Source organism: Dickeya parazeae Ech586 (genome assembly GCF_000025065.1).
Classification (GTDB): Bacteria; Pseudomonadota; Gammaproteobacteria; order Enterobacterales; family Enterobacteriaceae; genus Dickeya; species Dickeya zeae.
Window position 1 is genome coordinate 1,668,083 of the sequence record NC_013592.1, and the last position, 26,802, is coordinate 1,694,884.

A 26,802-nucleotide genomic window follows, 5' to 3' on the forward strand; every position below is an offset into this window, starting at 1 on the left:
GGAGTCACGATGCTCAACGATATTCTGAGCCGGGTGGCCCGGGTGGGGGCCATGCATGCCGGAAACCGTCCCAACCCGCCCGCCGACCGGCCGCAACCCTGTCAGGGTAAACCGCCAACGTCGCCGGGTAAGACCATCAAACACAAGAGTTTTCTCGGTGCACTGGCCGGGGCCGTGGCCGGGGCGCTGGTGGCAGCGGCCGTGGCAGCCGTGGCGGTATTTCTGGTGGGGGTGACCGGCGGACTGGCGGTGGCGGCCGTCGGGGCACTGGCCGTGTTTGCCGCCGGTGACCTGATTTCCGCCGTCACCAACAAGGTGTCGGCGATGGTGGACAGTGCGTCACCGGCCTTCGGGCCGGTGGCGTCCGGCTCGGGTAACGTGTTTGTTGAAAAACAGCCCGTCGCCCGCGCCACGAAAGACACCGTTGCCTGCACCAAGCACAACAGCCCGCAACTGATTGCCCAGGGCAGCGAGTCGGTGTTCGTGAACGACGCACCAGCCGCCCGTATCGACGATAAAACCGTCTGTGGTGCCACTATCAAGGAAGGGGCCTCAACGGTATTTTTCGGCTCCGGGCAGGGCACCTATCTGGAGATTGCCGACGAGTTCAGTTGGTGGGAAAAGGCGCTGCTGATTGCGGTGGAGTTTCTGGTACCGCCCAGTCGTGGGATGTTCAGGGGGCTGGGTAAACTGTTCACCCGCGGGCCGATGGCGGTACTAAAAGGGATGCGCGCCGGGGCGCTGAAAACGCTGGAAGGACTGAAAAGCGCCGTTAAATGTGCCAGTGACGGATTTCGCAACAATAAGGGGCTGTCGCGTGTCACGGAAGCGGTGCGCGGCTTCCTCAAAGACCCGGTCTACATCGCCAGCGGCGAGGTGATTGAATCCCGTACCGATATCGCGCTGGGCCAGACGCTGCCGCTGGTGTTCGAACGCACCTACCGCTCCGCCTCCGGGCATGTCGGGCTGCTGGGCCGCGGCTGGCACGACAGCTGGAGCGAGGTGGCGACGGTAACGCGCGACGGCCTCAACACCCACGTGGTCATCACGCTGGCTCAGGGCTACGACATCGATTTTACCTTCCATCAGGACGTACAGGCGGTGTACTGCCCGCACTACCCTGAATTTACCCTGCACCGCCGGGGCGACGGTTTCAGCCTGTGGCACCGCGACCAGCAGACCTGGCGCGACTTTAGCGTGGTACAGGGCGAGCGCCGGTTGCTGTCGGCCCTTCACGATAGCCACGACAACCGCATCGAGCTGGTGCGCGACCCGAAAGGCTACCTGCGCCAGGTGCGCCACAGCGACGGCGTCACTCTGCTGCTGGTGTGGCAGGGCGAATTCCTGCACCAGATACAACGCATCGATGGCGGCCAGAAGACGCTGCTGGCCGAGTACCGGCAGGACGAACAGGGCCGACTGGTGGAAGCCAACGCCACCCACGCCTATCACCTCTATTACGAGTACGACACCGCCCACCGGCTGACCCGCTGGCACGATAACGACCAGACCTGGGCGCGCTACGAATACGACGCACAGGGGCGTTGCGTCTACACCACCTGCGCCGACGGTTTTCTGACCGCCCGCTTCGATTACCTGCCCGACCGGGTGGTGATGACCGACGGCCTCGGCCAGCGCAGCGAATTCGGTTTCAACGACCTGCACCTGATGAGCTGGGAACAATCCCCGCTCGGTCACGTCACCCGCTACGACTACGACGAGGTCGGCAACCTGCTGCGGGAAATCTCGCCCGCCGGGCGGGTGGTCGAGTTCGGTTATCTCGATGACACCGGGCGGGTCAGCACCTTTACCGACGCCAGCGGCCACCAGTGGCAGTACGACTACGACGACGCGCTGCGGCTGTGCGGCGTCACCGACCCGCTGGGCCGCGAGTGGGGCTGGGTGTATGACGCCGAGGGTAACCCGGAGCGGCTCACCGGGCCGGATGCCAGCGAGGTCCGATTCACTTGGAACCGCTACGGCCTGCTGACCCAGGTCAGTGACGCCGCCGGTGAGGTACAGGCGCGGTTGCAGTACGACCATCGCCAGCGGCTGCTGAGTGCCACTGACGCCGAGAGCCGCACCCGGCAGTTACGCTACGACGGGCAGGACCGGGTGGTGCAGTGGCAACGGGCGGACGGTGCCCGTTTCCGGCTCGGCTACCGCCGGGCCAGCTGGACACTGCCGGAGCAGCTGATACGCCCGGACGACAAGGAAGAACTGCGCCAGTACGACCGCCACAACAACCTGCTGAGCTACGTGGACGGCAACGGCGCGCTGTGGCGTCAGACCTTCGGCCCGTTCGACCTGCTGACCGCCCGCACCGACGCCGAAGGCCGCACCTGGCACTACGCGTACGATAAAGAGAGCCAGCAACTGACAGCGGTTATTGCCCCGGACGGCAGCCGCTGGCAGTGGTGGCTGGATGCCGACGGGCGGGTCATCCGCGAGCGTGACATGACCGGCACCGAGACCCACTACAGCTACGACGAGGACGGCCTGTGCGTCAGCGTGCGCAACGGCGAAGGCGACACCCGTCACTTCCTCTACGACGCCCGCGGCCTGCTGTTGCGTGAAACCGCGCCGGACGACACCCTGCACTACCGGTACGATGCGGTGGGCCGCCTGACCGAGGTCTCGTCAGCCACCGCCCATGTGCAACTGGACTACGACCTGTGCGACCGGGTGGTGCGTGAATGGCACAACGGCACGCTGCTCACCCGCCAGTACGATGACGCGGCCCGCACCGTCACCCGCACCCTGACCTGGGACGGCGACGCCGATGACACCACCGGCACCCTCGCGCCGCTCACCAGTCTGTTCCATTACACCCGCACCGGCGAGCTGCGGCAGGTGCAGTTGCCGGACGGTGCCGACCTGACCCTGACCCATGACGCGGCGGGCCGCGAGTCACACCGTCGCGGCGGCAGCGGCTTTGTCCAGCAGCGGGAATACGACGTGATGGGCTGGCTGACGCGGGAGATGAGCGGTGCACAGCACGACGGCCACCTGTTGGCGGCACAGACGCGGGAATACCGCTACGACGGTGCCGGTAACCTGACCGGGGTGCGTCACAATCGCGACGCCGAAGGTTATCGTCTGGACGCCACCGGCCGGGTGCAGGCAGTGCTGAGCGGCGGTGCGGGCAAACCGGTGGACACCCTCGCCCGCTTCCACTACACCCGCAGCGGCCTGCCACAGGAGGCAGGCCGCCTCACCGAGTGGCAGTCTGGCCGACTGGTGCAGCACGATGACACCCATTACCAGTACGACAGGGCCGGACGGCTCATCCGTAAACAGGTGGTGCAGCCGGGCTACCGTCCGCAGGTGTGGCAGTACCGCTGGGACAGTCGCAACCAGCTGCGGGTGGTGGATACCCCGACCGGCGAGCGCTGGCTGTACCGTTACGACCCGTTCGGTCGCCGGGTGGGCAAACGCTGCGACCAGAAAGCCGAAGAAATTCGCTACCAGTGGGATGGCGACCAGATAGCGGAAATCCGCCACTACCGCCACGGCCAGCTCGTGGCCCGTCGCCACTGGGTCTACAACGGCTGGGAGCTGGTGGTACAGCAGCGCCAGCACACTGGCGGTGACTGGGAAACGGATTTTGTGACCAGCAGCCAGAACGGTACCCCACAGGCGCTGTTCACACCGGACGGCACCCTGCGCTGGCAGGCCCCGAAAGCCACGCTGTGGGGCCAGCGTCAGGCAGAAAAATCGGAAAGTCCGGACCCCGGCCTGGCCTTCGCCGGGCAGCTCCGTGACAGCGAAAGCGGGCTGTGCTATAACCGCTTTCGGTACTACGACCCGGCCGGTGGGTGCTATGTCTCGCCTGACCCGATAGGGGTGCTGGGGGGGGAGAGTAATTACGGGTATGTATACAACCCTATAAGCGGTATTGACCCTTTAGGTCTAAACGGTAAGAAATGTATGGGTGTTAGTGAATCAGGTCATCACGTTCCATCCGTAAGAAAATCACAGGGAAGGCCTTTTGAGGTTGCACGCTCCGATAAAACCCGCCCGACTTTATTTCCTAGGGGTAAAGAGCCAGAACATGATCATTGGCGAATGCATGATGCAGAAAGAAAATATGTAGGCCCAAGGCAAGGTGATTTTGCTGGTTCTGACAAAGAGTTGTTTGATGCTTATAAGAAAGCGTATTCGAGTTTGGACGATATCAAAGTGGATGTTCGTTCTCCAAATGGTACACATATATTGGGTTCAAATGTAACACCGAGCCAAGCCGTAGACCTAATTGAAAACTGGCTTACCAAACAAGGGTTGATGTAATGATTAATAGCAATCTTATAGACATGGAAAATGTGTTATCTTCGCCATCATTTTTTGATTTCTTAAAAAATCTGGATGTAGACAATGCATTGGATTCTCGCGATTCAAAAACATTTGATTCGGAGTGGATGAATAATTTCAATAGATTGGAAAAAGAAGTTTTTAGTAAGGATGATTTAGATTTCATCGATATCCTTCGTGAAAAATCCTTTAAACTTTCATTTAAGATTATCAAAGAATCTGAAATTGCATCAAGAATATCAGATGATATTGAAATAATAGCGAAAGACATATTGAAGGGAAATACTAATGGCTGGCCTATAAACTATCTTTGGCAGTCATATAAAAATGGGAAATTCCCTGCTTGATATTGACAAAGCCGGAAGCGATCCCAACGATCCTTCCGGCTGCTTTTTATGCTGTTTAGTTCAACGATCAAATATCAGGCTGTGTCCCTTAATTCAGATTCACTGGTGATGGTGAAAAAATGCATTAAATTTGTTCATTTATGAGCCGGTTTCGTACATTTCCACTGCCATCATCTGTAAGCGTTATTTGATTTTCCACCATGCAGGTGATTAAGAGACACAGCCTGGATTAAATGAGGAAATACTCTATTAACCAGATCCCGAAATGGATGTGGGGGAACCGCGCTCCAGTGCCGTTTTTAGTGTGTCACCACTCAGATGGTCGGTGATACCATCAGTTGATGCCCATTGCTCAAAAATGGACAACAGTTTATAGGGTTGCCTGATTAATGGGCTAATGGCCTCATTATGTTTACAGGCGAGCCAGAATAATCGTGATAACGGCGTGGATATCCGTGTGGAAGATGACGAGGATGTTTGGTTTTTGGTCGGCATGTTGATTAACTTTTCCAGTTCAGTATGCCGGATAACAAAGCAGGCATCTTGCGGTAGGTCGTGAACCGGAAAGTAATCCTTTCGGAAGTTTGGATTCATGCCTTGTTGTTGAATCTCTTGATAAATATCAGTCCACATTTTCTCAGGGAGTCGCATGATTTTCTGGTTTATTCTTTCCTGCCATGTGATCTTTTCGAATACCTGAAATATCTCTCCTGAAAGAGTTACCGATATACCGTAATTGATCTCATTCTCACCGATGTGTGGTAATGGAATGTGCAGGGAGCGAGCAAGTAAACGTTGTACCATAACGTACTCATGTCCCGCTAATAGTGTGTCAATAATGGGCTGGGTGGGAGTAATATATCGTCCCTCGGTACTGAGAATAAGATTTCGTTTGCCAAGGAAACTGTTTCTATCGAGCAAGCAGAGCCGGTCGATGAATGAGTGCCCGACCGGGCGTAGCTTCAATTTATTATCCAATGTTCGTATTTTTCGTAAAAAAATCGGTGACTGGAAGTAAATAGAAAGGCTGATGTTTCCATATAAAGCATGGCGATAAATATCACTGTCTGTCAATTCTATTTTTGTTTTTTTCTTCGTTATTCTGATAGCCTCCTGTATCGTCATCCATTCAGGCATACTGCTTTTCGTGTTTAAAAGGAAGGTTTGTTTTTGCATGATGTAATCTCCTTCAGCATGACAACCTTTCCTGTGTGTAGAGCGTAACGGGGGATTAATAAAATTGCCGGGTATAAAGTTAACGTTCCATATGTAAATTTATAGAGCGAAAAAGGTTTATTTAGAATGACCAGCTTTATCTATTTTTAGGTTTTTTTAAGAAAGAAAATAACAAATCCACAAGGAGTGGGGGAATCTGTATCACAAGTGGGCTACCGCCTGCCGTGGCAGCAGCACTACAGCACCCGGGTTATGCACTCTTTAGTTTTATGAATGGATGTCATCAACGTGTTTCACTGGCATGGACAGCCCAGAACTGTTCTGCCAGATTGAATTTATAGAATGAAGTTTTTACTTAAAGTGATGCAGTTTGTCATAAAAATATATGTACTGCTGTCATTATTGGTTATTACGTGTTAGCTCCGGTATTTTTGAGTGTATAGAAAGGGTAGTTGGCATCTTTTCAGTCTTAAAAGGTTATCCATCGTAATTGACGGGGTGTTTTCGTTTGCCATCATTTGCTGCGTCAGGTTGGATGGATGTTTGCCGTTTTTGGCACTGGCGACGAAGGTCTTGCAGTCAGGAAGAGGGCGTCACCGATATATCGCTCGGCCAGATGACCGGATTGATGCCATAGGCTGCTTTCACCGTGGGATAAATTGCAGAGCATGCTCGACGGTCGTGGGGATGATGATCTTGACCGTATCAGGAGAGGAGCCGGTAAAGCCGTTGTGCGGGGAAGCCGGGTCAGCCATTGAGCCTTTCGGCCTGGTCAGCCTATACGTCCTTGAGCTCGTTGTGAATCCTGGCAGGAGCCGGGCTTGATGGCCGCAACCGGAAGAGACAAACAATTTCCCCGGCGCAAGCGCCTTCCTCGCGCAGCAAATTCTTTGCCTCTTCCGGTCCTTCACGGTGTTACGGTCGCAAGCGATGCGGCCAGCATGGCTCCTGCCGTTCGGATCACCACAAAGGACGCGACAGGCGCGACCTTGAAAATCCGAAAGGAGCAACATCATGGCTAACATCGGCACCTTCACCGCACAAAACAACGGCTTCACTGGCACCGTCCGCACCCTGACCCTGAATGTCAAGGTTAGGTTTATCCCCTGCGACAAAAGCAGCGAGCACGCCCCTGACTTCCGCATTCAGACCCTCGGTGGTTATGACATCGGCGCAGCCTGGCGGAAAATCAGCCAGGCCGAACGGCCTTATCTGTCGGTGACGCTCGACGACCCTTCCTTCCCTGCAACCCTCTATGCTCGCCTTATCGAAGATGAGGATGGCAAGCACCACTTGATCTGGTCGCGCAGCAAACCGTCGGCCTGACAGCCAGACACCTCGCCCCGCCAGTCACGGCGGGGCGCACACTGTTTACTCCGGCAATGAGCCTGTGGCTCATTGCGTTTTTACTGCTCTTGAGGGGAGCAGCGTCACTTGCGCATAAACATAGGGCGCAACGTAATTTTCCCGGTTCATATCCAGATAATCCGACCACCATTGCATCATCGCTTTTCGGGCATCGAGATATTCCGCTTTATGGATGTACGCCGCTCGCACGCTGTTGCGTTCCTGATGGCTCATCTGCCGTTCAACCGCATCCTGCGCCCACAGGCTGGATTCCATCAGCGCGCTGCAGGCCATTGCCCGGAATCCATGACCGCAGATTTCGTCTTTCGTGTCATAACCCATCAGTCGCAGTGCCTTGTTGACCGTGTTTTCGCACATCGGTTTATACGGATTGTGAGCGCCGGGAAATATCAGCACCTGATGTCCGGAGATTTCCTGTATCTGTCTCAGAATAGCGATGGCCTGCCGGGAGAGGGGAACGATATGTGGGGTACGCATCTTCGCGCCACGCCCGGAATAACGCACGCCGGGGATGGCTTTGCGGGTAGCGGGAATAGTCCAGATGTGGTTTCTGAAATCAATTTCCGACCAGCGAGCGAAGCGCAATTCGCTGGAGCGGATGAACAGATGCAGGGTGAGCGATACGGCCAGCCGGGTTAATTCCCGTCCTTGCCGGTAGTCCTCAATGCGCGTCAACAGTTCCGGTAGTTGCTCCAGCGGCAGGGCAGGGTAGTGACGTTTAACTGGTGAGGCGATAATACCGTCCAGATTGGCCGCCGGATTGTGTTCTATCAGTTCCTGATGCACAGCATGACGCATGATGTTGCACAGGTGCTGCCGGGTACGGGCTGCCACTTCCAGTAAACCTTTTTTCTCAATCCCTCTCAGCAGACTGATGAAGTGACGGGGTTTCAGCTCCGTAACGGGCAGGTGCCCGATAACCGGAAAGAGATGGTTGTTCATACTGGCAAGCAGGCGAGTGGCGTGGCTCTCTGACCATGTCCGGTTGCTCTTGTGCCAGTCCAGCGCTACATCTCTGAATGATTTTTCTGGTGAGCGGGGCGCTTTTTCTGCCGCCTGTTGGTGCGCGGGGTTGATATTCTGCGCCAGCAGTTTACGGATGCTGTCACGTTGTTGACGCGCATCAGCCAGCGATACATCGGGGTAGGTACCTAAACCGAGGCGGGATTCTTTTCTATTGATACGATATTTGAGATACCAGAGACGTGAACCGCCGGGATTAATTAACAGGTACAGGCCGTGAGAATCGGAAACTTTGTAGGGTTTTGTAGATGGTTTTAAGTTGCGGATTTTTGAGTCATTAATAGACATATGGGGGTCACTCCGTCATCGAACTAACCTGACCCCAAATCTGACCACCAAATTCTCCCGATGCAGAGGGAAAACTGAAAATGCATCGGGAAGACATTTCACGCTAACTTATTGAATCCGAATCACATAAGGATTCGCAAAGAGGCATGAAAACAAGAATTTGGCTCCTCTGACTGGACTCGAACCAGTGACATACGGATTAACAGTCCGCCGTTCTACCGACTGAACTACAGAGGAATCGCTAAGTGACGTGGATGATAGCGGCAGCCTGAGTGCTTGTCAAAGCATGATAGCGCTGTGGATGACTGTTTGCTGAACTTATAATCAAATTATTGAAATTATTGCGGTAGTCGGCGTTTTTCACACCAGACGATGGTCGACATTGTTCAGGAATGCACTTTCAGATAGCAATGTTTGCACTAGTTTGGTGCGATCGGGCCGCGCTACGGGTGGGTAGCGGTTCATGCTGGGGGAATTAGTATTGTTACTGTTGCAGCTATCACCATTGCTTTTACTTATTTTTAAGTGGGTTAAGCCACGGGAGCACTTTTTTTGATAATAGTGAAATGATCTGGCGCGCTTCTTGCTACTACTAAGCCGTAACTATTCAGGAGGTACACATGAATCTGAGACGGCTCAAATACTTTGTAAAAATCGTTGATATTGGCAGCCTGACCCAGGCCGCTGAAATGTTGCATATTGCGCAACCAGCGCTGAGCCAGCAAGTTGCCACGCTCGAAAGCGAAATGGAGAAGCAATTGCTGGTACGTAGTCGTCGTGGCGTAACGCCGACTGAAGCGGGCAAGATTCTGTATTCACATGCACAAACTATTTTGAATCAGTGTGAACAAGCAAAGCACGCGGTGAACGGTGTACGACAAACAGTAAGTGTTTAATCGGATACGGTCAGCTATACCAGCAGGTGTAGCTGACCGTATTGAATTCCAGGCTGTTTTAGCGTTTGGGATTTACGCCTGAGCCTGTGCTCTACGACGGCGAATAAGCCGGTAGGCTATCGCCAACACGACAAACCACACCGGTGTCACCATCAATGCCTGCAGTGTATCTGGCTGCAGCGACAGTAATACCAGTACGAAAGCAAAGAAAGCCAGACAAACCCAACTCATCACAATACCGCATGGCATTTTGTATGAAGAGGACTGGTGTAGCTGTGGGCGATGCCGACGGTACGCCAGATAAGAACATAGGATAATGCTCCACACGAACATGAACAGAATGGCGGACACAGTCGTAACCAGAGTAAACACCGTCATGACGTTGGGAATTAAATAGATCAGTACCACACCGGAAAGCAGGCACAGGCACGAAAAGAGCAGGCCTGCTGAAGGTACGGCGCGTTTAGATAGCTGGCCGAAGCGTGCCGGCGCGTCCCCTTGTCTGGCCAACCCGAACAGCATGCGACTGGTGGAGAAAACCCCACTATTGGCGGAAGAGGCTGCGGATGTCAGTACCACAAAGTTAATGACGCTGGCCGCCGCCGGTAACCCTACCAGGACAAACATTTCCACAAACGGACTACGGTCTGCTGCAATATGACTCCAGGGCGTCACGGACATAATCATGATCAGCGCAAAGACGTAAAACATGATGATGCGTATGGGGATGGCGTTGATAGCGCGTGGCAGCACCACATTAGGATTTTTAGTTTCTGCCGCGGTGGTGCCGACCAGTTCTATACCAACAAAGGCGAAAACCGCGATTTGAAAGCCGGCGAAAAAGCCGCTGAGCCCTTTAGGAAAAAATCCCCCGTCTTGCCACAGATTGCTCACGGAGGCTACAGCACCAGAAGGTGAGGTGAAATGCACGATAACCAGTCCGGCACCGATCACGATGAGTGCGACGATGGCGACTATCTTAATCATGGCGAACCAGAACTCCATTTCGCCAAACAGCTTAACGGTAGCCAGATTCAACGTCAGGAGCAGCAACACACAAAGCAGAGAGCTAATCCACTGTGATAAATCCGGCAGCCAGAATTGTGCATAGGCACTGATGGCGACGACATCGGCAATACCGGTGACCACCCAGCAAAACCAGTATGTCCAGCCGGTAAAAAATCCGGCCCATGGTCCGAGCAAGTCGGCGGCGAAATCACTAAATGACTTGTAATTAAGGTCGGAGAGCAGCAGTTCTCCCATCGCACGCATAACAAAAAACAGCATGAAACCGATGATCATATAAACAAATATGATCGACGGGCCGGCAAGACTGATCGTTTTTCCCGACCCCATGAATAGGCCGGTGCCAATAGCGCCACCGATGGCGATTAACTGGATATGGCGGTTGGTGAGATTGCGCCGCAGGTCGCTATGCCCGGTGTTATCCGGGGAATGGGGCGTTTGTTCTGTCATTTGTTGTAGTTTCCGGATCCTGTCTGTCGTGATAAAGGGGAGAACGAATCACCCTCAAGTGATAAGAAATCAGAATGATTAATAATAACACGGTATTCATCTGATGATGAATTGAGAACATTGCACCTGTTTATCAGGTAAAGCGGTATCAGGTGAGCGCTGGGAAAAGATATCTACCCATCTGCATCGGGTTGCAATCAGGGTGAAGTAAGCCAGGAGAGGAAAATAGTGATGGGTTACAAGGTGTTCGCCGAATAGTTCGAGGTTGAAAAAAGTAGGATGAACTATTTGACAGATGGCGTTAAGAGGAGAATAATCCGTCCCCGTTGGGTCGTTAGCTCAGTTGGTAGAGCAGTTGACTCTTAATCAATTGGTCATAGGTTCGAGCCCTATACGACCCACCAACACTTCCTTTCATGGGCATGGTCGTTTAGCTCATATAAACATCTTGCAGCATTTAATTACTGAGATGATTTCTTATTTTACTTTGTTTTATCCGGAATGTTTCACATTAAATAAAATCGATTAAATGTAGATCCGATGTGTATCTGGCAAATTTTGTTTGCTGGCTAAATATAAATCATCTTGTCAGTATTTGTGTATTGTTATTTCTATCTCTGTTTTTTTATTAATCAGGTAAGCGTGATTTATACCCACCGAACAATTGCGGTTATAATATTGTTCGATGGGATTTGATTAGCGGCGGTAGACTGTTTTGATTTGCTTAATAGTTGTGTTGAATATCTCAGCCTGGGTAGGGTCTTCCAGCTGAGCCGCGTATTTCTCCATGTTAACGATCACTTTTCCAGCGTCAGCCTGACCGATGGATTTCAGCATCAACGTCATCAGCACTTTCAGACAGCTCACTTCATGAGCCAGTGTTTCTGGCATAGATGCTGTCGGGAAGTCATTGTTATTCATAGAATCTCCTGTGGGAAACGGAAGTCGGCGAGTAGCCCTTGAGGGGGTCTGTACCCATGTTTGCCGACGATATAACAAAATTTGGACCCACTATACCATACATGACAATCTATCTGGCGAGGAAAATAATCCTGTCAGAAAGTGAAGTTGTATTGTTTTTATCTGTTTACGCCACATTTTGCCTATATTTTGTTAACGTATTTTTTGGCTTTTAAATGCGTTTGATTAGAAACATTGCAACTTTTATATGGATATTTTGGGGCAGGTGTATTATTTGTAGTAAACGGCCGGTGCAACAACGTGACAAGACGGTTACAATGATGGAAAAAGTCGTCGTGTGACTAATTGCCTACACTCGTAAAACTTGATAATCTCTTGATTGTATTTGTTTTTTGAAATTTTTAGACGGTGACGCCGTCTGTTTCTCTAAAAAACCAGGTTTGAAATATGAATACTGTGATGGCGGAGAGTTCCGTGTCTGATACGCAATCAGTATCATTCAGGAGCTTAAACAATAATACCACATAGTAGAATAAAAAATACATTTTTAATTAAAAAGTGTATTCATTTTTTCTAAACCATGTAGTACCACCTGCAACAAACGCGTCTGTAAGTGTTACTCTTTTTGGAGAATTGTTCTTTGATTAGCGTTTTTCTTGTTGATGACCATGAACTGGTGCGAGCAGGGATACGGCGCATTCTTGACGATATCAAAGGCCTCAAAGTTGTTGGTGAGGCGCAGTGCGGAGAAGATGCGGTCAGATGGTGCCGTAATAATAGTGTGGATGTTGTGCTGATGGACATGAACATGCCAGGAATCGGCGGTCTTGAGGCAACGCGCAAAATTGTGCGATTTTCCCCTGAAATTAAAGTTATAATGCTAACGATTTACACAGAGAATCCCTTGCCAGCTAAGGTGATGCAGGCAGGCGCGTCGGGTTATCTCAGTAAAGGGGCAACCCCGGAAGAGGTGATTTGCGCCATTCGCTCTGTGCATGCCGGTAAGCGATATATTGCGTCGGACATTGCTCAGCAGATGGCATTAAGCCAACTGGAGCCGCAGACGGAAACACCGTTGGAGTGCCTGTCTGAGCGTGAGTTGCAGATAATGATAATGATCACGAAAGGGCAGAAGGTGACGGAGATCTCTGATCAACTCAATCTCAGCCCGAAGACGGTCAATAGCTATCGCTATCGAATGTTCAGCAAATTGAATATTAATGGTGATGTAGAGCTGACGCATCTGGCGATTCGTCATGGGCTCTTTAATGCGGAGACATTGATTAGTAGTGACTGACTGTTTTGATGCCCAGGCTTTTCTGAAGACCGTAACCAGTCAGCCTGGGGTTTACCGCATGTATGATGCCAGTGATACGGTTATCTATGTCGGTAAAGCTAAGGATCTGAAAAAACGCCTTTCCAGTTACTTTCGTGCTCATGTTGCCAGCCGCAAAACAGAGGCTTTGGTCAAAAGTATCCGTCAGATTGATGTGACGATCACGCATACTGAAACCGAAGCCCTGTTGCTTGAGCACAATTATATCAAGCGTTATCAGCCCCGTTATAACGTGTTGCTGCGCGACGATAAATCCTACCCCATGATTTTCCTCAGCGGGGATACACATCCCCGGCTGTCCGTTCATCGAGGCGCTAAGCATGCCAAAGGCGAGTACTTTGGTCCGTTTCCTAATGGGAATGCGGTTCGTGAAACACTGATGCTACTGCAAAAGTTGTTTCCCATTCGCCAATGTGAAAACAGCGTGTACCGTAACCGTTCGCGTCCCTGCCTGCAATATCAGATTGGCCGTTGCCTGGGGCCGTGCGTTAACGGCCTGGTTAGCGAAGAGGAATACCAACAGCAGGTTGATTATGTTCGTCTATTTCTGTCAGGTAAGGATCAGCAGGTATTAACCCGCCTAATTGAACGAATGGAAGCAGCCAGCCATGCACTGAAGTTTGAGGAAGCCGCCCGTATTCGTGATCAGATTCAGGCTGTACGCCGTGTTACCGAAAAACAATTTGTCTCTGGCGATGGTGATGACCTTGATGTCATCGGTGTGGCGTTCGATGCTGGTATGGCATGTGTGCATGTGCTCTTTATCCGTCAGGGGAAAATACTGGGTAGTAGGAGCTATTTCCCCAAGGTTCCTGGCGGCACCGAACTGGCAGAAGTGGTACAGACATTTGTGGGCCAGTTCTATTTGCAAGGGAGTGTTTCTCGTACTTTACCGTCTGACATCCTGCTGGATTTTTCCCTACCTGAGCATCAGTTGCTAGCTGAATCTCTGACCGAGCAAGCGGGTCGAAAAATTCAGATTCAAACCCGACCTCGCGGCGACCGAGCGCGTTATCTCAAACTGGCCCGTACTAATGCGCATACCGCACTGACAACAAAGTTGTCACAGCAATCGACTATTCAGCAACGTCTGACGGCATTGGCTTCTGTGCTTGGAATCGAAAAAATCAACCGCATGGAGTGCTTCGATATCAGTCATACTATGGGCGAGCAGACAGTGGCCTCCTGTGTCGTATTTAATGCGGATGGTCCGCTACGTTCGGAGTATCGACGCTACAATATTACGGGTATTACACCAGGTGATGACTATGCGGCGATGAATCAGGTACTCAGGCGGCGATATGATAAATCAATTGATGAAAGCAAGATTCCTGATGTGATCGTCATTGATGGTGGTAAAGGGCAATTGGCACAGGCCAGAGATGTTTTTGCGTCATTGCACGTAACCTGGGATACGACCCGCCCTGTACTGCTGGGCGTTGCAAAAGGCAGCGATCGTAAAGCCGGTCTGGAAACCCTGTTCTTCGAAGCGACGGGTGAAGGTGTAGCCCTACCGGCTGATTCACCAGCACTGCATGTGATTCAGCACATTCGTGATGATTCGCACAACCATGCTATCAGTGGTCACCGTAAACAGCGTGCTAAAGTCAAAAGTACCAGCTCGCTGGAAACTATTGAGGGCGTTGGGCCAAAGCGTCGCCAAATGCTGCTGAAATACATGGGCGGATTGCAGCCGTTGATGAATGCCAGCGTGGAAGACATTGCCAATGTGCCGGGAATTTCGCACGCGTTGGCAGAAAAAATCTTTCATGCATTGAAACACTAGAGGCAATGTAGCAACATAACCCTATTATCTTTCGGGCCAGACAGTTACCCAGACGCTATGCGATTTAATATACCAACGTGGCTTACCCTGTTTCGTGTTGTGCTAATCCCATTCTTTGTGCTGGCGTTTTATCTGCCATTTGGCTGGGCGCCGATGGTATGCGCTGGCATCTTTGTTTTTGCCGCGGTAACCGACTGGTTTGATGGTTTCCTTGCCCGTTTATGGAAGCAGACCACGCGTTTCGGGGCCTTTCTGGATCCGGTGGCTGACAAAGTCATGGTGGCGGTGGCGCTGGTGCTGGTCTGCGAGCATTACCACTCATGGTGGATTACGTTGCCTGCCGCTACGATGATTGCGCGTGAGATCATCATTTCCGCATTGCGTGAGTGGATGGCGGAACTGGGTAAACGCAGTAGTGTGGCGGTTTCCTGGATTGGCAAAATTAAAACTACTGCGCAGATGGTGTCGTTGGTCGGTTTGCTGTGGCGACCGGAGCCTATGGTTGAGGCGGCGGCTGTCGTGGCTCTGTATGTGGCGGCTGTATTAACGTTCTGGTCAATGTTCCAGTATTTGAGCGCAGCCTGGCGTGATTTGCTTGAACATTGATCGCCTCGCCTTAAAAAACAGCAAACGATTCTGGTGAGGTGATAATTTTATTGACTCACTGCGTCAGGTAAGTAGAATGCACCGCATCGACAGCAACACGGTTTATTGAAATTACTTAATAAACAATATGTTCTGTAGGCTGCGGGAATAGCTCAGTTGGTAGAGCACGACCTTGCCAAGGTCGGGGTCGCGAGTTCGAGTCTCGTTTCCCGCTCCAAGTTGATTTAGTTGTAGCGTTAAAAATGGGGCGCGTTGGCAGAGTGGCCATGCAGCGGATTGCAAATCCGTCCACCTCGGTTCGACTCCGGGACGCGCCTCCAAATTCTGAGCCCAGATGGTGGAATCGGTAGACACAAGGGATTTAAAATCCCTCGGCGTTCGCGCTGTGCGGGTTCAAGTCCCGCTCTGGGCACCATGCGTTAACGCCTTGTAATATAAGAAAATAATTAAAAGAACATGACCGCCACGAGGCGGTTTTTTTGTGCCTGTAATTTGGCAAGTGGCAGCACCCGTTCTTCAGATACAAAAAAGGCGGCTTGCAATCAGCCACCTAACAATAGAGCATTATTACGGTTCTTTCCGCGCCTGGGCCATTTGGACTTCTGGTAGAGTCGTGGTGCCATTTGCCGCATTACTTGTTGCCTGACACTCGATAATTGCATCCACCTGGTCGGCACAGGTTGCCAGTGCGGCTTCAGTTTCATCCAGCAGGGCGTTTAATTCACCGTTGGTTTGTGGGTTGGCTGGTGGAAACCGGCAGGGAGTCAGTCTGGGACAACCATTCACGGTAAGCACGGCCACCTGAGAGGGCGGGGCGCTGGCGCAACCGGATAATATCAGCAGGCAGCTCAGAATCAGCCCAGCGTTTAAGCGCTTCATTTTCATGTTGTAATCTCACTATCATTTTTTGTCTCTCGGAAAGGGCCACCTGGGTGTCGGCGGCCATATCGCGTAAACGGGCCTGCTCAATGTTGCTACGTTCAGCCTGTTCAGACAGCGCTGTTAACTGGCTGGATTTTTCATTCAGTGCTGTTTGTTGCAACGACAGTGTTTGTGCTTGCTGCTCGGTCAACTGACGGTTGGTGTGCAGCCGCCAGGACTGCACACCGATTCCGGCGCTAAGTAGCATGATGATGGCAGCAATGATCATGCTGCTTTTCATGCCAGTCCACCTCCCGCCTGCTGATAAGCGGTAAGGAGGCGATCTATACTATGCTCGCGTTGACCATAGCCCGCTCCCGGTAATGAAGCCCAGATGTTGCTACACCGAGTAATGGCGTTGGCTATCTGCCCCTGTGCGATGTCTTCCAGTGCCTGCTGTTCCCGGATTAGCTGAATAGCTAGCGTGTCTTGTGAATCGGGCCCGAAATCCGGTAGTTTTAACAGCGCTTTGTATGTCGGCCAATAGCGGTAGAGCTGTTGATAGCGCCCAGCAGCAGTCGAGCGTTGTCCTTGCTTGTTGAAGATTTTTCCTGGGCGGCCGTTAGCAAAGGGGTGATCATGGTAGTCGGTGAAGATCTCTGGCTTACCATCAATGCCGGTAACAATGACATCGTAGCCACGATTACGGGTAAGTGGGTGCGTTGCCGTCCCTTCGGAAAATGCCAACATATCCAGAAAGGCAGTTAGATTGGGGGCGTTAGTGGGCATCGTCACTTTCCCCCGATTTGGTCTGTTCGCTCAGTTGTTGAACACGGCGTTGAATAAGCAGTTCAATGGCCTGGTAACCGGCGATGCCAAGTGCTGCGCCAATGCCGTTAATGGCAACAGGTGACAGGTCGGGGAATTGAACCAGTGCGATACCCGCCATCATCGAGACGAATCCTCCCAGCATCACACGCCCTACAAACAGCCGGAGTGTGATGGGTTTACTGCTTGCCAGCACTTTGCCGACGGCAATCAGCGTGCCGATAATAAATAGGGAGACAATGCTTTTATCAGTTTCATTCATGTGTAAGTCCAGTCGTTGGTGTTGGAAATGGAGCAATAAAACAACAGAGATAACGGCGTGTTTTTACGTGTTGTCTCGTGGTATACGCCCGCTATTAAACCAACTGGTACAAGGCGATGGCAGCGATGAGTGATGGTTCAGTTATCAGCAAACAGGATGTTGCCGATTGCGTGATTTCTCATTTTTGAATTCATATACTAATAACGAGATTTTTATTTAGGTGAGAGAGGAATAACTAGAACTACATTATCTTTGTTATTTTATAATGTAATGTCCTTTTATAGTGGGATAAATTCCTTTGGCTTATTAATGTCGCTAGAGGCTTATTTATATTCATACAACGTAAAGATAGTATACTCACCTCACCCCAATATGCAGGATGCAATGTATTCAAAACAGCCTTTGCTCACGGATAGTCGAAGGAATATCATTTTCTTTTAACATAGTGTTTACCGAGACTGGTTGGTTAAGTCTGACAAGGCTGATTCATTCAGTCATCAATGTCACTATTGATGTGAGATAGATAGCACTATAACGATTTATCTTCCTGATAGCATAGTTTTGCGTAGGCATCTTGGGGCCGACGGATAAATGATTTTTACAATATGATGGGGAAAGAGATGAAGTATTTAAACTGTTTCATCAGTACCGGGTTAGCAGCATTCTTTTTGGTAAATAGCACTTCTGTTCTGGCCGCAGATTGCAGTTCTGATCTCACTAGTGGAATTAGTACTAAACGTATTTATTACGTTGCACCTAATGGTAATGGCAGCAACGATGGCAATAGCTTTAATTCTCCAATGAGTTTTTCTGCTGCGATGGCGGTAGTTAACCCAGGTGAGCTGATTCTTCTTAAACCAGGAACGTATACCATTCCCTATACCCAGGGGAAAGGGAATACTATTACGTTTAATAAATCAGGAAAAGAAGGATCGCCGATTTATGTGGCGGCGGCTAATTGTGGTCGTGCAGTATTTGATTTTTCGTTTCCAGATAGCCAATGGGTACAAGCGTCATACGGATTCTATGTGACGGGTGATTATTGGTATTTCAAAGGTGTTGAGGTAACACGGGCTGGTTATCAGGGGGCCTATGTCATTGGTAGCCATAATACTTTTGAAAACACCGCATTCCATCATAATCGTAATACCGGTCTTGAGATCAATAACGGTGGTGCATATAACACCGTTATTAACTCAGACGCTTACCGTAACTATGACCCTAAAAAGAATGGTAGCATGGCCGATGGTTTTGGGCCAAAGCAGAAGCAAGGTCCGGGTAACCGCTTTATTGGTTGTCGGGCTTGGGAAAACTCAGATGATGGGTTCGATTTATTTGATAGCCCACAAAAGGTGGTGATTGAAAATAGCTGGGCATTCCGTAATGGTGTCAACTATTGGAATGATAGTGCCTTCGCTGGCAATGGTAATGGATTTAAACTGGGTGGTAATAAGGCGGTTGGTAATCACCAAATTACCCGCTCTGTTGCGTTTGGCAATGTGAGTAAAGGGTTTGATCAGAATAATAATGCTGGTGGCGTGACGGTAGTAAATAATACGTCATATAAAAACGGCATTAACTATGGCTTTGGCAGCAGTGTGCAATCGGGACAGAAGCACTATTTCCGTAACAATATTTCAGTAGCTGGCTCGGTAACGGTAAGCAACGCGGATGCAAAATCCAATTCGTGGGATACAGGACCTGCAGCTTCCGAGTCTGATTTCGTTAGCCTGGATACCTCGCTGGCTACGGTAGCGCGTGATAACGATGGAACATTACCGGAAACATCATTGTTTCGTCTGTCGGCTAATTCAAAGCTGATTAATGCCGGTACAAAGGAGAGTAATATTAGTTATTCAGGAAGTGCACCTGACCTTGGTGCGTTTGAACGTAATTAAGCGAACGATATGTGCATCAGGGCTGCAATGTGCAGCCCTGTAAATCAAAGCATTGTAAGTAGGTCAGTTACAACTGCCCACCAGGGTCCAGGATGAATCGCTGCCTGGAACGGATGTCGTGTACCAGTTCGCGGTATAGAGGTTGCCTTGATAAACAATCGACTGTCCCGCTTCGTTATGATCGGGTTGGCCGCCAGCCCAATCTTTACTGACCCAGTTAGGGTAAATATTCACATTGGCACAACTAGTCGTTGCCGATGAATCAGGCGCGTTAGCGTTGTCGCTGGTCATGTCTGTAGACACATCGCTGGAGGATTCAGACATAGCACTGGCGGTATTACTGGTTTTATAGGGCCAACTTTGAATAATCGATTTTACTTTCTTACCTGACTCTGTCAGATTTTTAGAGTCAGGGTAATAGGTGGAAGCCCCTTCATTTTTATCATTCAATGCCCAGTTCGCATTGCTGATATTGTTATCACGCATAAACGTGACCCAGGCATCTGTCTCTGAATAATTCACACCACCATTTCCATCTGCATTAACGCTACCCCACTCAGTAACAAAAAGTGCAATACCGTTATTTATCGCTTGTCGTGCTTTATTCCGCAGTGACTCGCCGTGCGTTCCTGCATAAAAGTGCAGTGTATAAGCAATGTTTCTGGCATTGATGGGGTCACGTGATGCTTCATCAACGTTTTGCGACCAACTAGGGGTACCAACAACAATTAGATTATCAGGGTCAATAGCGCGGATGGCAGAAATGACTGCTTCCGCATACGGTTTTATGGTATAGCTCCATGATACCTGGAGCGGTTCGTTATAGATTTCATAAATCACATTTGGTTTGTCACCATATTTCCTCGCCATCTCCTGGAAGAAACTGATAGCTTCACTACGGTTGTTTTCTGCTGAATGCGAGTGCCAGTCGATGATTACATACATGTCGTTGGCAATCGCTGCATTCACTACCTTTTCAATCCTGGCTTTATTATTGGTCGGGTCCTGGAGGTAACCGCCGTATTCCTGTACCCCCATTGCTGCACGAACAATACTGGATTTCCAGTCTTTCTTTAGTGAGGCAACCGTCTCGGCCGTATAGAATTTCTCGGCATTCCATCCGGTATTACTCCAGAATAAGCTATTACCGGAAAAACTCCTGACCTTTCCTCCTGCATAGATGTTACTTCCGCTGACAGATAGCGGTTCAACACTTGCCCATGTATTACTGGAAAGACAAATCAGGCTGAGACCTACGCAGCTACAGGAAAAAAACAGTTTTTGACGGAAGGTGTGTTTTTTTCTATTAACGGTAGCATCATTTTTCGAATCAAACAGAGGCATAAATGAATCTCCATTTCAGATGGCTATATTTCAAAATGAGTAATAAATAGAATGCGCGATATTGTCATTCTACCCGTTAAGGCCCTTATCCATATCGATGCATCGAATATAATAAAAGGCACTGTAATGTTATAGTCTATTTCTCCGGTAGTTCCAGTTCCCTTGGTCATTGTGAATATTTTAATCTGTATCACACGATAGAATCTAAATACCCTGATGTCAGATAGGCATATCAAGGCTTATTTTCGGTGGTTATTCTTGTTAGTGAATAAAAGTCATCTAAGGATGAGATAATGCGCTAAATTAAAATAATACGAGAACTTTTCTGACAAAACCAGAATTGTTGGTGGTAAAGGCCTGCGGGGGTTAGCGTGATAATAGTTCTACTTCGATGAGTAGGTTTACGCTGCACTTTTAATTAAGCATTGGTGAGGTAGTACAGGAAAACGCAGCAGTGATAATAAACCTCACTGCTGCAATGGAATTGCGACGGATTATACGCCCAGTTTTTTGTGGTACTCTGCGCGAGTTTTCTTCAGCTCATCAGTAGCCGCTTTTGCTTCCTGAAGTTTGCCTGCATCAACCAGTGCAATGGCTGCATCAATTTGTTTGAGCAGTTTGTCCAGCCCTTCATTGAAGACCTTGCTGTTTGGGCTATTGTTGAATTCTGGGTCTGCTTTAGCCTTGGTTGCATGTGCTTTCATGTTCAGCAGATCGGCTTTTAGTGTGGCGGCATCCGTGGCACTTGAGGCCCCTTTATAGCTCTTTGCCATCGCACCCATTTCATCTTTGACCGCAGCCTGACTGGCGAACGGCAGTGTGACTGCAGATGCCGCGATTGCCAGACTGATAGCCATAATAGTTTTTTTCATTGCTCACTCCTGTTAGTTAGCCTGATGGCGGGGTTCATACCCTTTATTAGTTTTCGGCAGTATTGACGACCACCTATGTATGGTCAAATGGATTTTACATCGCAGTGTCATGATAATGATGAAAGATAAAAGTCAGGGGATGACATCCCGACTAATGCACTTGCATACCATGAAGATTTTTTCGCCTCTGGCGTCAGTGGAACATCACCGCTAGTAGTTTTTTTACTGATTGTTCCTGTTTGGGGTGGTGTAGCGCCATAGCCATTTCCCGCTAACCATGCGGTGATAAAACAGAACGCCACGGACAATCCAGTCAAAAAACATGCCCATCCAGACGCCGATCACGCCGAAACCCAATATAATGCCTAGGATATAACCTGTGATCACCCGACACCCCCACATACCTGCCAGTGCTACCCACATGGTGTAACTGGCATCTTTGGCCCCCTTCAACCCGGCTGGCAGCACCCAGGATGCCGCCCATATGGGCATAAACAGCGCGTTCAGCCAGAGCAAGTACTTAACAACCTGAATCACATCGGGTTCATTGGTGTACATTGCCGCCAGCAATCCGGCGGTGGGGACTGACAGTAGCGCTAACGCGCACAGGCCAATGTTCGAAAGCCAAAAAATATATTTCAGCTGTCGCTCTGGTTGCATGCGTTGCCCTTTACCCAGTCTGGAACCGACAACAATGGTTGATGTCGAGCCCAAGGCATTACCCGGCAGGTTGATCAGTGCAACAATTGAAAAAGCGATAAAATTGCCAGCGATAACCTCCGTGCCCATACCTGCGACAAATCGTTGGGTGATCAATTTACCGACATTAAACATAACCGACTCAATGCTGGCAGGGATGCCAATGCTGAGTACTTCGTAGAGGATGGCCGTGGTAAACGGAGCGAAATAGCTCTGAAAGGGGATACGCAGTGCACCATTGAAACCTTTTGTCAGTGCGAACACCACACAAAATGCCCCCACGTAACGGGAGAGCGTGATCCCTAATCCGGCCCCAATAAACCCCAGCCCTTGCCATGAAGCGACACCGTAGATCAGCAGGCCGCTAAATAGAATGTTCAGGATATTCATCCAGATATTAATAACCATCGGCAATCGGGTATTGCCAGCGCCCCGTAACGCGCCACACCCTACCAGCGTGACCGCCAGTGCAGGGTAACCCCAGACGGTGAGACGCAGGAATGTCAGCGCCAGTGATTTGACTGCGGGTTCGGCACTGCCGGCAATCAGGTCGATGATGGACTGGCCCGCGATTTCAACCAGTATTACCAGTAACACGGAAATTAGCACCAATAATGAGATTGATTGGCGTGCGGCTTGTCGAGCTTGCTTACGGTTACGCTGACCAAGACTAAACGCGACGACAACTGCCGTCCCAAGCGCGACAGCGGTGAAAAAAGCAATGATCAGCATGTTGAAGCTGTCCGCCAGCCCCACCGCTGCCATAGCTTCTTTACCAAGCCAGCTCACCAGGAAGGTACTGAAGATTCCCATCAGTACCACACACAATCCTTCGATGAAAATGGGAACGGCCAACGGCGTGATTTCGCGCCAGAGTAAGACTCGGTTGGAGTGACGTTTTTTGTACCAGGCGGTATTTTTTAGTGTGCTTAACAGCTGTTTGGCTGCGTTCGAGATCATATAGCCTATCTTCTTGTATTACAGGTGGACACGTGGTGCATGCCTCAAGCCTTTTTTATCGCGCGTTGCGAGATGATGGGGTAAAGCACAATGCTGTAGTTGAAAATGTGAATCCCAGACAGCGGGTTTTCTCTTCACCCAGTGGATTATGGCTGAATTACATGTTCGGATAACAATTCACTGAGGAGATTATAAAAGTATGTTGCGCAGGGTGGGGATGCCAATATCAGAAAAATAATAATTTAGATGAAACGGTGTTTTAAGTGGGTGTGGCGATATATTCAACTGTCTACGGCAATAACCTCGTGGCGATGTAGCAAAATAATGTGTTGGTAAATAAAAGTGGGAATGTGTCTTATTCGTTCAATGCGACCGTTGTGCTTATGATGAGTAATCGGGGGTTGGCAGGCACGACGACCTGGATATGGAATAACAGAAGGAAAAAAGATGTTCAGTCACATTATTCTTGGCGCCCGAGATATCGACACGATGATCCGGTTTTATTCGGTGATCTTGGCCGAATTAGGCTTCGTTCCGGTTCAGGAAGAGCCAGGAGGCCCTGCCGGGCAGGGATGGCATATCCCAGGGCGGCGCTGGCCTCAGTTTTATGTCCAGATTCCGGTCAACGGCTTGCCCGCGACCTGGGGAAATGGGACGCAAGTGAGCTTTGCAGTCAGTTCTCCACAGGCTGTGCGCCACGTGTGGGAAACAGCATTATCGTTGGGCGCTTATGATGAAGGGGCACCGGGTCTTCGCCCATACTATGCGGCTGATTATTATGGCGCTTATTGCCGTGACCCAGAGGGGAACAAGTTGTGTTTTGTTTATACGCCTGAGTTTGACGATACTATCGGCGGACTGGCATGAACGGTTGAACAGGCTGCAGATTGAAGATGAGTGACGAATAAGGTGAACATGTGAACGTAAATGATGTGGTAACCGTAAAAACAGATGGTGAAACACGCCGAAAAGGAACGATTCTGGCGGTGGAGCCCTTTCAGGAGGGGACAATGTATTTGATCGCTCTGGAAGATTATCCCGAAGGAGTTTGGTTTTTCAATGAACGGGATAATCCAGAAGGCATCTTTGTCGAACCACATCAGCGTGCCGATAAATAAACAGGCCGATACCGTTATTGGTATCGGCCGAAGGGACTTAGAAGGTTTCCCAATTATCGCTGCCGGATTTGGCAGCTAACGCAGCGGTTGATGTCGTTGATGTCGCCAGCAAGGGTTTCGACGTAAGTGGAGCACGAGTGGGAGTCGTGTTATGAATAGCGTTGGCAAGTTTGAACGCTGATACGGCACGGGTCAGTATCATTGCCTGCTCTTCGAGTGAGGCGGCAGCAGCGGAGGCCTGTTGCACCAACGCCGCATTCTGCTGCGTCACGCTATCCATCTCTGAAATTGCCTGACCAACCTGGGTGATGCCGCGGCTTTGCTCATCCGATGCAGAAGCGATTTCATTCATAATGTCAGTCACATTGGTGACGGCCTGAACTATTTCGTGCATAGTTTGGCCGGCTTTATCCACCAGTTCTGAGCCGCTGTGAACCAGTGAAACGGATTCAGAGATCAATCCTTCGATTTCCTTGGCCGCCTGAGCACTGCGCTGAGCCAGACTACGTACTTCACCTGCCACTACCGCAAACCCTCGGCCTTGCTCACCCGCACGCGCCGCTTCTACCGCGGCGTTCAGCGCCAGAATGTTCGTCTGGAAAGCAATACTGTTGATCACATTCGTGATTTCGGAGATTTTCCGTGAGCTGCCGGAAATACTGTTCATGGTATTAACGACATTTTCGACAATCTCACCCCCTTGCTTCGCCTTGCCAGAAGCATTAGAAGCCAGTTGGCTGGCATGGTGCGCGTTATCGGAGTTCTGTTTGACGGTGGCGGTCAACTGTTCCATGCTGGCAGCCGTTTGCTCGATTGCTGCCGCTTGCTGCTCAGTACGTGAAGACAAGTCGGTGTTGCCGGCGGTTATCTCAGTGGTTCCCTGATAAATGGAATCTGCGCTGTCACGGACAGTGGAAACGGTATGCACCAGCGATACCTGCATTTGCTGGATATTGTAACCCAGTATGCCGATTTCGTTCTTACCATAGATTTCGTCCGGTTGGGTCAGGTCACCTTGAGCAATACGTTGGATACGCTGCACCAGGCGATTCATCGGTTTAATCAACGTCCCACGCAAGAAGAAGAAGGTGAGCATGGTCATGACAATCGCGATGGCGAAGCTGACAGCCATTAGGGTATACCCCATTTTGGCCTCGTACTGTGCATTACTATTGAGTGCTTTGGCACGTTCAGTACGAAAGGCAATGGCTTTCAGTAATGGCTTGTTATAGGCATCATCGAGAAGACGAACCTCTTCTGATTCGTGCGTCAGGATTTCTTCGAAATAGCCGTCTTTAGCTGCCTTGAGCATCGGCATGATGCCTTTCTCAAGGTAGTCGTTATAGGCTTTATTCAGCTCGGGGTCGATCGCCAAATCCGTATCAGTTTTGACGCTTCGGTTTTGATAAGCTTTGAATGCCTCTTTCGAGGCGGCAATGCGCTGTTCTGCCTGTTTCAGGTTGTTGTTGAATACATCAGTGTCCCCAACGCGCACCGCAGCGCCAGCCTGAATAATCAACAGACGGGCTGTTCTGAGATGGTTAGAGCTGTTTGACAGCCCAAGACGGACGTCAATTTCCTGAGTGACATAATCCAGACTTTGATTAGCACGTACCAGAAAATAACTGGACGTACCGATAGCCAGGGCAAACAACAGCATAATGCCGCCCAGAATGATGACAAATAACGGCACCAGTCCAAGATTACCCAGTATGCCGGTTTTACCCTGTTGTTCAGACTTTGACATCATTTTCATATCCATTCGCTCATTTTCAGGAAAAATATATGTACATCAACCGTACTACTTGCAGGTGTAGTTTGGGTGCTTTTGTTTCTGGAAACAGCTGTGTGGCGATCCGTTTTCAAAATACCAACATAATCTAACATCGTCATATAATGTGGAACATTCATGAATTTCAATGCGATGTCGATCACGAATCTGCTGGCAGAAGGATATCAGGTTCTGGCTCTTTTTTATTCAGCAAATCGGTACCTATTCAACACAACGGATACCTAAAAATGGGAAAATAGCCCTCTTGGAAACACAAGTATGCATGTGTACCAGTTTAGCAGGAACCTGGCTAATCGCTCTGACGTAAAACCCGGGTGGACTGTGGTCCCGATTTCCCTTCTGGTGCTCTTGCCGGGAAAGCAAATAAAGAAGGGAGAGTTGAATAAAATGTCGACGCTGACGCGTTATGCTGGCAGTAGACGGTCATTTCTGGCAGGCCATAGTGTAAGTAATCACGCATGAGGGCCTTTATCTGGTGAAGTCCAACGCTATTGCGCATTTTTTCAACGAAAGGGTAATTAATGTGCCTGTATCGGTAGTGAAGTAACCCAAGATTCAACGACGTTAGCGCTTCTTCTATTAAGTTCAGCGATGCTCGTTTGTACTTTGCAGCAGGCCGAACAAACCTGGCGTA

Annotated in this window: 21 protein-coding genes, 5 tRNA genes and 1 pseudogene; 14 read left to right on the forward strand and 13 right to left on the reverse strand. The window is 50.1% G+C overall.

Annotation, left to right across the window (positions count from 1 at the left end):
• Positions 1-9: 9 nt before the first annotated feature.
• Both DD586_RS07320 and DD586_RS07325 read left to right on the forward strand, forming a co-directional pair.
• A complete protein-coding gene (locus DD586_RS07320) occupies positions 10-4,290 on the forward strand; it encodes an RHS repeat-associated core domain-containing protein (RefSeq protein ID WP_012884173.1) in 4,281 nt (1,426 codons plus the stop codon).
• The gene (locus DD586_RS07325) at positions 4,290-4,658 is read left to right on the forward strand and encodes a beta/alpha barrel domain-containing protein (protein WP_012884174.1); all 369 of its coding nucleotides are present in this window, start codon (positions 4,290-4,292) and stop codon (positions 4,656-4,658) included. The genes DD586_RS07320 and DD586_RS07325 overlap by 1 nt, the downstream gene beginning before the upstream one ends.
• A gap of 249 nt (positions 4,659-4,907) precedes the next feature.
• Here the strand turns inward: DD586_RS07325 and DD586_RS07330 are convergent, their stop codons facing one another.
• Positions 4,908-5,834, reverse strand: a complete 927-nt coding sequence (locus DD586_RS07330) for a hypothetical protein (RefSeq protein ID WP_012884175.1) — start codon at positions 5,832-5,834, stop codon at positions 4,908-4,910.
• A gap of 1,014 nt (positions 5,835-6,848) precedes the next feature.
• Here DD586_RS07330 and DD586_RS07340 point away from each other — a divergent pair.
• Positions 6,849-7,160, forward strand: a complete 312-nt coding sequence (locus DD586_RS07340) for a DUF736 domain-containing protein (RefSeq protein ID WP_012884176.1) — start codon at positions 6,849-6,851, stop codon at positions 7,158-7,160.
• Positions 7,161-7,229: 69 nt separating this feature from the next.
• On the opposite strand, the gene DD586_RS07345 is transcribed toward DD586_RS07340, so the two are convergent.
• Together DD586_RS07345 and DD586_RS07350 are read right to left on the reverse strand one after the other, a co-directional pair.
• Entirely contained in the window at positions 7,230-8,513 is a 1,284-nt protein-coding gene (locus DD586_RS07345; RefSeq protein ID WP_012884177.1) for a tyrosine-type recombinase/integrase, read from the reverse strand.
• A gap of 161 nt (positions 8,514-8,674) precedes the next feature.
• Positions 8,675-8,750: transfer RNA gene (locus DD586_RS07350), tRNA-Asn, on the reverse strand.
• Between the two features lie 383 nt (positions 8,751-9,133).
• Between DD586_RS07350 and DD586_RS07355 the strand changes: the two are divergent.
• Positions 9,134-9,400 (forward strand): annotated as a pseudogene (locus DD586_RS07355) (LysR family transcriptional regulator); the annotation flags it as partial.
• A gap of 81 nt (positions 9,401-9,481) precedes the next feature.
• Here the strand turns inward: DD586_RS07355 and cycA are convergent.
• Complete coding sequence (gene cycA, locus DD586_RS07360) at positions 9,482-10,885, reverse strand: D-serine/D-alanine/glycine transporter (RefSeq protein WP_012884178.1); 1,404 nt, start codon at positions 10,883-10,885, stop codon at positions 9,482-9,484.
• A 328-nt stretch (positions 10,886-11,213) separates the two neighbouring features.
• Here cycA and DD586_RS07365 point away from each other — a divergent pair.
• Positions 11,214-11,289: transfer RNA gene (locus DD586_RS07365), tRNA-Lys, on the forward strand.
• Positions 11,290-11,581: 292 nt separating this feature from the next.
• Here DD586_RS07365 and DD586_RS07370 read toward each other — a convergent pair.
• Positions 11,582-11,806, reverse strand: coding sequence for a DUF2594 family protein (locus tag DD586_RS07370; RefSeq protein WP_012884179.1), 225 nt, complete (start codon positions 11,804-11,806; stop codon positions 11,582-11,584).
• A 640-nt stretch (positions 11,807-12,446) separates the two neighbouring features.
• Between DD586_RS07370 and uvrY the strand changes: the two genes are divergently transcribed.
• The 6 genes from uvrY (at position 12,447) to DD586_RS07400 (ending at position 15,949) form a co-directional block, all read left to right on the forward strand.
• Complete coding sequence (gene uvrY, locus DD586_RS07375) at positions 12,447-13,103, forward strand: UvrY/SirA/GacA family response regulator transcription factor (protein WP_012884180.1); 657 nt, start codon at positions 12,447-12,449, stop codon at positions 13,101-13,103.
• The gene (gene uvrC, locus DD586_RS07380) at positions 13,096-14,928 is read left to right on the forward strand and encodes an excinuclease ABC subunit UvrC (protein ID WP_012884181.1); all 1,833 of its coding nucleotides are present in this window, start codon (positions 13,096-13,098) and stop codon (positions 14,926-14,928) included. The genes uvrY and uvrC overlap by 8 nt, the downstream gene beginning before the upstream one ends.
• 57 nt (positions 14,929-14,985) lie before the next feature.
• On the forward strand, positions 14,986-15,534 hold the full coding sequence (pgsA, locus tag DD586_RS07385; protein WP_012884182.1) for a CDP-diacylglycerol--glycerol-3-phosphate 3-phosphatidyltransferase: 549 nt from the start codon (positions 14,986-14,988) through the stop codon (positions 15,532-15,534).
• A 141-nt stretch (positions 15,535-15,675) separates the two neighbouring features.
• Positions 15,676-15,751: transfer RNA gene (locus DD586_RS07390), tRNA-Gly, on the forward strand.
• 29 nt (positions 15,752-15,780) lie between these two features.
• A tRNA-Cys gene (locus DD586_RS07395) sits at positions 15,781-15,854 on the forward strand.
• Between the two features lie 8 nt (positions 15,855-15,862).
• Positions 15,863-15,949: transfer RNA gene (locus DD586_RS07400), tRNA-Leu, on the forward strand.
• 152 nt (positions 15,950-16,101) lie between these two features.
• Here the strand turns inward: DD586_RS07400 and lysC are convergent.
• From lysC to DD586_RS07415, 4 genes are read right to left on the reverse strand one after another with little or no spacing between them, the layout of a single operon-like run.
• Positions 16,102-16,374 carry an Rz1-like lysis system protein LysC gene (gene lysC, locus DD586_RS22240; protein ID WP_226511674.1) on the reverse strand — a complete coding sequence of 91 codons (273 nt, stop codon included), beginning with the start codon at positions 16,372-16,374 and terminating at the stop codon, positions 16,102-16,104.
• The gene (gene lysB, locus DD586_RS07405; protein ID WP_012884183.1) at positions 16,256-16,696 is read right to left on the reverse strand and encodes an Rz-like lysis system protein LysB; all 441 of its coding nucleotides are present in this window, start codon (positions 16,694-16,696) and stop codon (positions 16,256-16,258) included. Before lysB ends, lysC begins: the two co-directional genes overlap by 119 nt.
• On the reverse strand, positions 16,693-17,184 hold the full coding sequence (locus tag DD586_RS07410) for a glycoside hydrolase family 24 protein (RefSeq protein ID WP_012884184.1): 492 nt from the start codon (positions 17,182-17,184) through the stop codon (positions 16,693-16,695). The genes lysB and DD586_RS07410 overlap by 4 nt, the downstream gene beginning before the upstream one ends.
• The gene (locus tag DD586_RS07415; protein WP_012884185.1) at positions 17,174-17,485 is read right to left on the reverse strand and encodes a phage holin family protein; all 312 of its coding nucleotides are present in this window, start codon (positions 17,483-17,485) and stop codon (positions 17,174-17,176) included. Before DD586_RS07415 ends, DD586_RS07410 begins: the two co-directional genes overlap by 11 nt.
• Positions 17,486-18,105: 620 nt before the next feature.
• Between DD586_RS07415 and DD586_RS07420 the strand changes: the two genes are divergently transcribed.
• Complete coding sequence (locus DD586_RS07420) at positions 18,106-19,383, forward strand: right-handed parallel beta-helix repeat-containing protein (protein WP_012884186.1); 1,278 nt, start codon at positions 18,106-18,108, stop codon at positions 19,381-19,383.
• Positions 19,384-19,446: 63 nt separating this feature from the next.
• Here the strand turns inward: DD586_RS07420 and DD586_RS07425 are convergent, their stop codons facing one another.
• From DD586_RS07425 to DD586_RS07435, 3 genes are all read right to left on the reverse strand, one after another.
• On the reverse strand, positions 19,447-20,727 hold the full coding sequence (locus DD586_RS07425; protein ID WP_012884187.1) for a cellulase family glycosylhydrolase: 1,281 nt from the start codon (positions 20,725-20,727) through the stop codon (positions 19,447-19,449).
• 494 nt (positions 20,728-21,221) lie between these two features.
• The gene (locus DD586_RS07430) at positions 21,222-21,599 is read right to left on the reverse strand and encodes a cytochrome b562 (RefSeq protein WP_012884188.1); all 378 of its coding nucleotides are present in this window, start codon (positions 21,597-21,599) and stop codon (positions 21,222-21,224) included.
• Between the two features lie 222 nt (positions 21,600-21,821).
• Positions 21,822-23,258, reverse strand: a complete 1,437-nt coding sequence (locus DD586_RS07435) for an EmmdR/YeeO family multidrug/toxin efflux MATE transporter (protein WP_012884189.1) — start codon at positions 23,256-23,258, stop codon at positions 21,822-21,824.
• 447 nt (positions 23,259-23,705) lie between these two features.
• Between DD586_RS07435 and DD586_RS07440 the strand changes: the two genes are divergently transcribed.
• A complete protein-coding gene (locus tag DD586_RS07440; RefSeq protein WP_012884190.1) occupies positions 23,706-24,125 on the forward strand; it encodes a VOC family protein in 420 nt (139 codons plus the stop codon).
• A gap of 50 nt (positions 24,126-24,175) precedes the next feature.
• Positions 24,176-24,376 carry a protein DsrB gene (dsrB, locus tag DD586_RS07445; RefSeq protein ID WP_012884191.1) on the forward strand — a complete coding sequence of 67 codons (201 nt, stop codon included), beginning with the start codon at positions 24,176-24,178 and terminating at the stop codon, positions 24,374-24,376.
• A 37-nt stretch (positions 24,377-24,413) separates the two neighbouring features.
• Here dsrB and DD586_RS07450 read toward each other — a convergent pair whose 3' ends face one another.
• Positions 24,414-26,138, reverse strand: a complete 1,725-nt coding sequence (locus DD586_RS07450) for a methyl-accepting chemotaxis protein (RefSeq protein WP_041164357.1) — start codon at positions 26,136-26,138, stop codon at positions 24,414-24,416.
• Between the last annotated feature and the right edge of the window lie 664 nt (positions 26,139-26,802).

What these genes read in the sequence shown, in the direction of transcription:
- DD586_RS07320 (WP_012884173.1), top strand. Translation starts at nt 10, where the DNA reads ATGCTCAACGATATTCTGAGCCGGGTGGCCCGGGTGGGGGCCATGCAT.
- DD586_RS07325 (WP_012884174.1), top strand. Translation starts at nt 4,290, where the DNA reads ATGATTAATAGCAATCTTATAGACATGGAAAATGTGTTATCTTCGCCA.
- DD586_RS07330 (WP_012884175.1), bottom strand. Translation starts at nt 5,834, where the DNA reads ATGCAAAAACAAACCTTCCTTTTAAACACGAAAAGCAGTATGCCTGAA.
- DD586_RS07340 (WP_012884176.1), top strand. Translation starts at nt 6,849, where the DNA reads ATGGCTAACATCGGCACCTTCACCGCACAAAACAACGGCTTCACTGGC.
- DD586_RS07345 (WP_012884177.1), bottom strand. Translation starts at nt 8,513, where the DNA reads ATGTCTATTAATGACTCAAAAATCCGCAACTTAAAACCATCTACAAAA.
- cycA (WP_012884178.1), bottom strand. Translation starts at nt 10,885, where the DNA reads ATGACAGAACAAACGCCCCATTCCCCGGATAACACCGGGCATAGCGAC.
- DD586_RS07370 (WP_012884179.1), bottom strand. Translation starts at nt 11,806, where the DNA reads ATGAATAACAATGACTTCCCGACAGCATCTATGCCAGAAACACTGGCT.
- pgsA (WP_012884182.1), top strand. Translation starts at nt 14,986, where the DNA reads ATGCGATTTAATATACCAACGTGGCTTACCCTGTTTCGTGTTGTGCTA.
- lysB (WP_012884183.1), bottom strand. Translation starts at nt 16,696, where the DNA reads ATGAAAAGCAGCATGATCATTGCTGCCATCATCATGCTACTTAGCGCC.
- DD586_RS07410 (WP_012884184.1), bottom strand. Translation starts at nt 17,184, where the DNA reads ATGCCCACTAACGCCCCCAATCTAACTGCCTTTCTGGATATGTTGGCA.
- DD586_RS07415 (WP_012884185.1), bottom strand. Translation starts at nt 17,485, where the DNA reads ATGAATGAAACTGATAAAAGCATTGTCTCCCTATTTATTATCGGCACG.
- DD586_RS07420 (WP_012884186.1), top strand. Translation starts at nt 18,106, where the DNA reads ATGAAGTATTTAAACTGTTTCATCAGTACCGGGTTAGCAGCATTCTTT.
- DD586_RS07425 (WP_012884187.1), bottom strand. Translation starts at nt 20,727, where the DNA reads ATGCCTCTGTTTGATTCGAAAAATGATGCTACCGTTAATAGAAAAAAA.
- DD586_RS07430 (WP_012884188.1), bottom strand. Translation starts at nt 21,599, where the DNA reads ATGAAAAAAACTATTATGGCTATCAGTCTGGCAATCGCGGCATCTGCA.
- DD586_RS07435 (WP_012884189.1), bottom strand. Translation starts at nt 23,258, where the DNA reads ATGATCTCGAACGCAGCCAAACAGCTGTTAAGCACACTAAAAAATACC.
- DD586_RS07440 (WP_012884190.1), top strand. Translation starts at nt 23,706, where the DNA reads ATGTTCAGTCACATTATTCTTGGCGCCCGAGATATCGACACGATGATC.
- DD586_RS07450 (WP_041164357.1), bottom strand. Translation starts at nt 26,138, where the DNA reads ATGGATATGAAAATGATGTCAAAGTCTGAACAACAGGGTAAAACCGGC.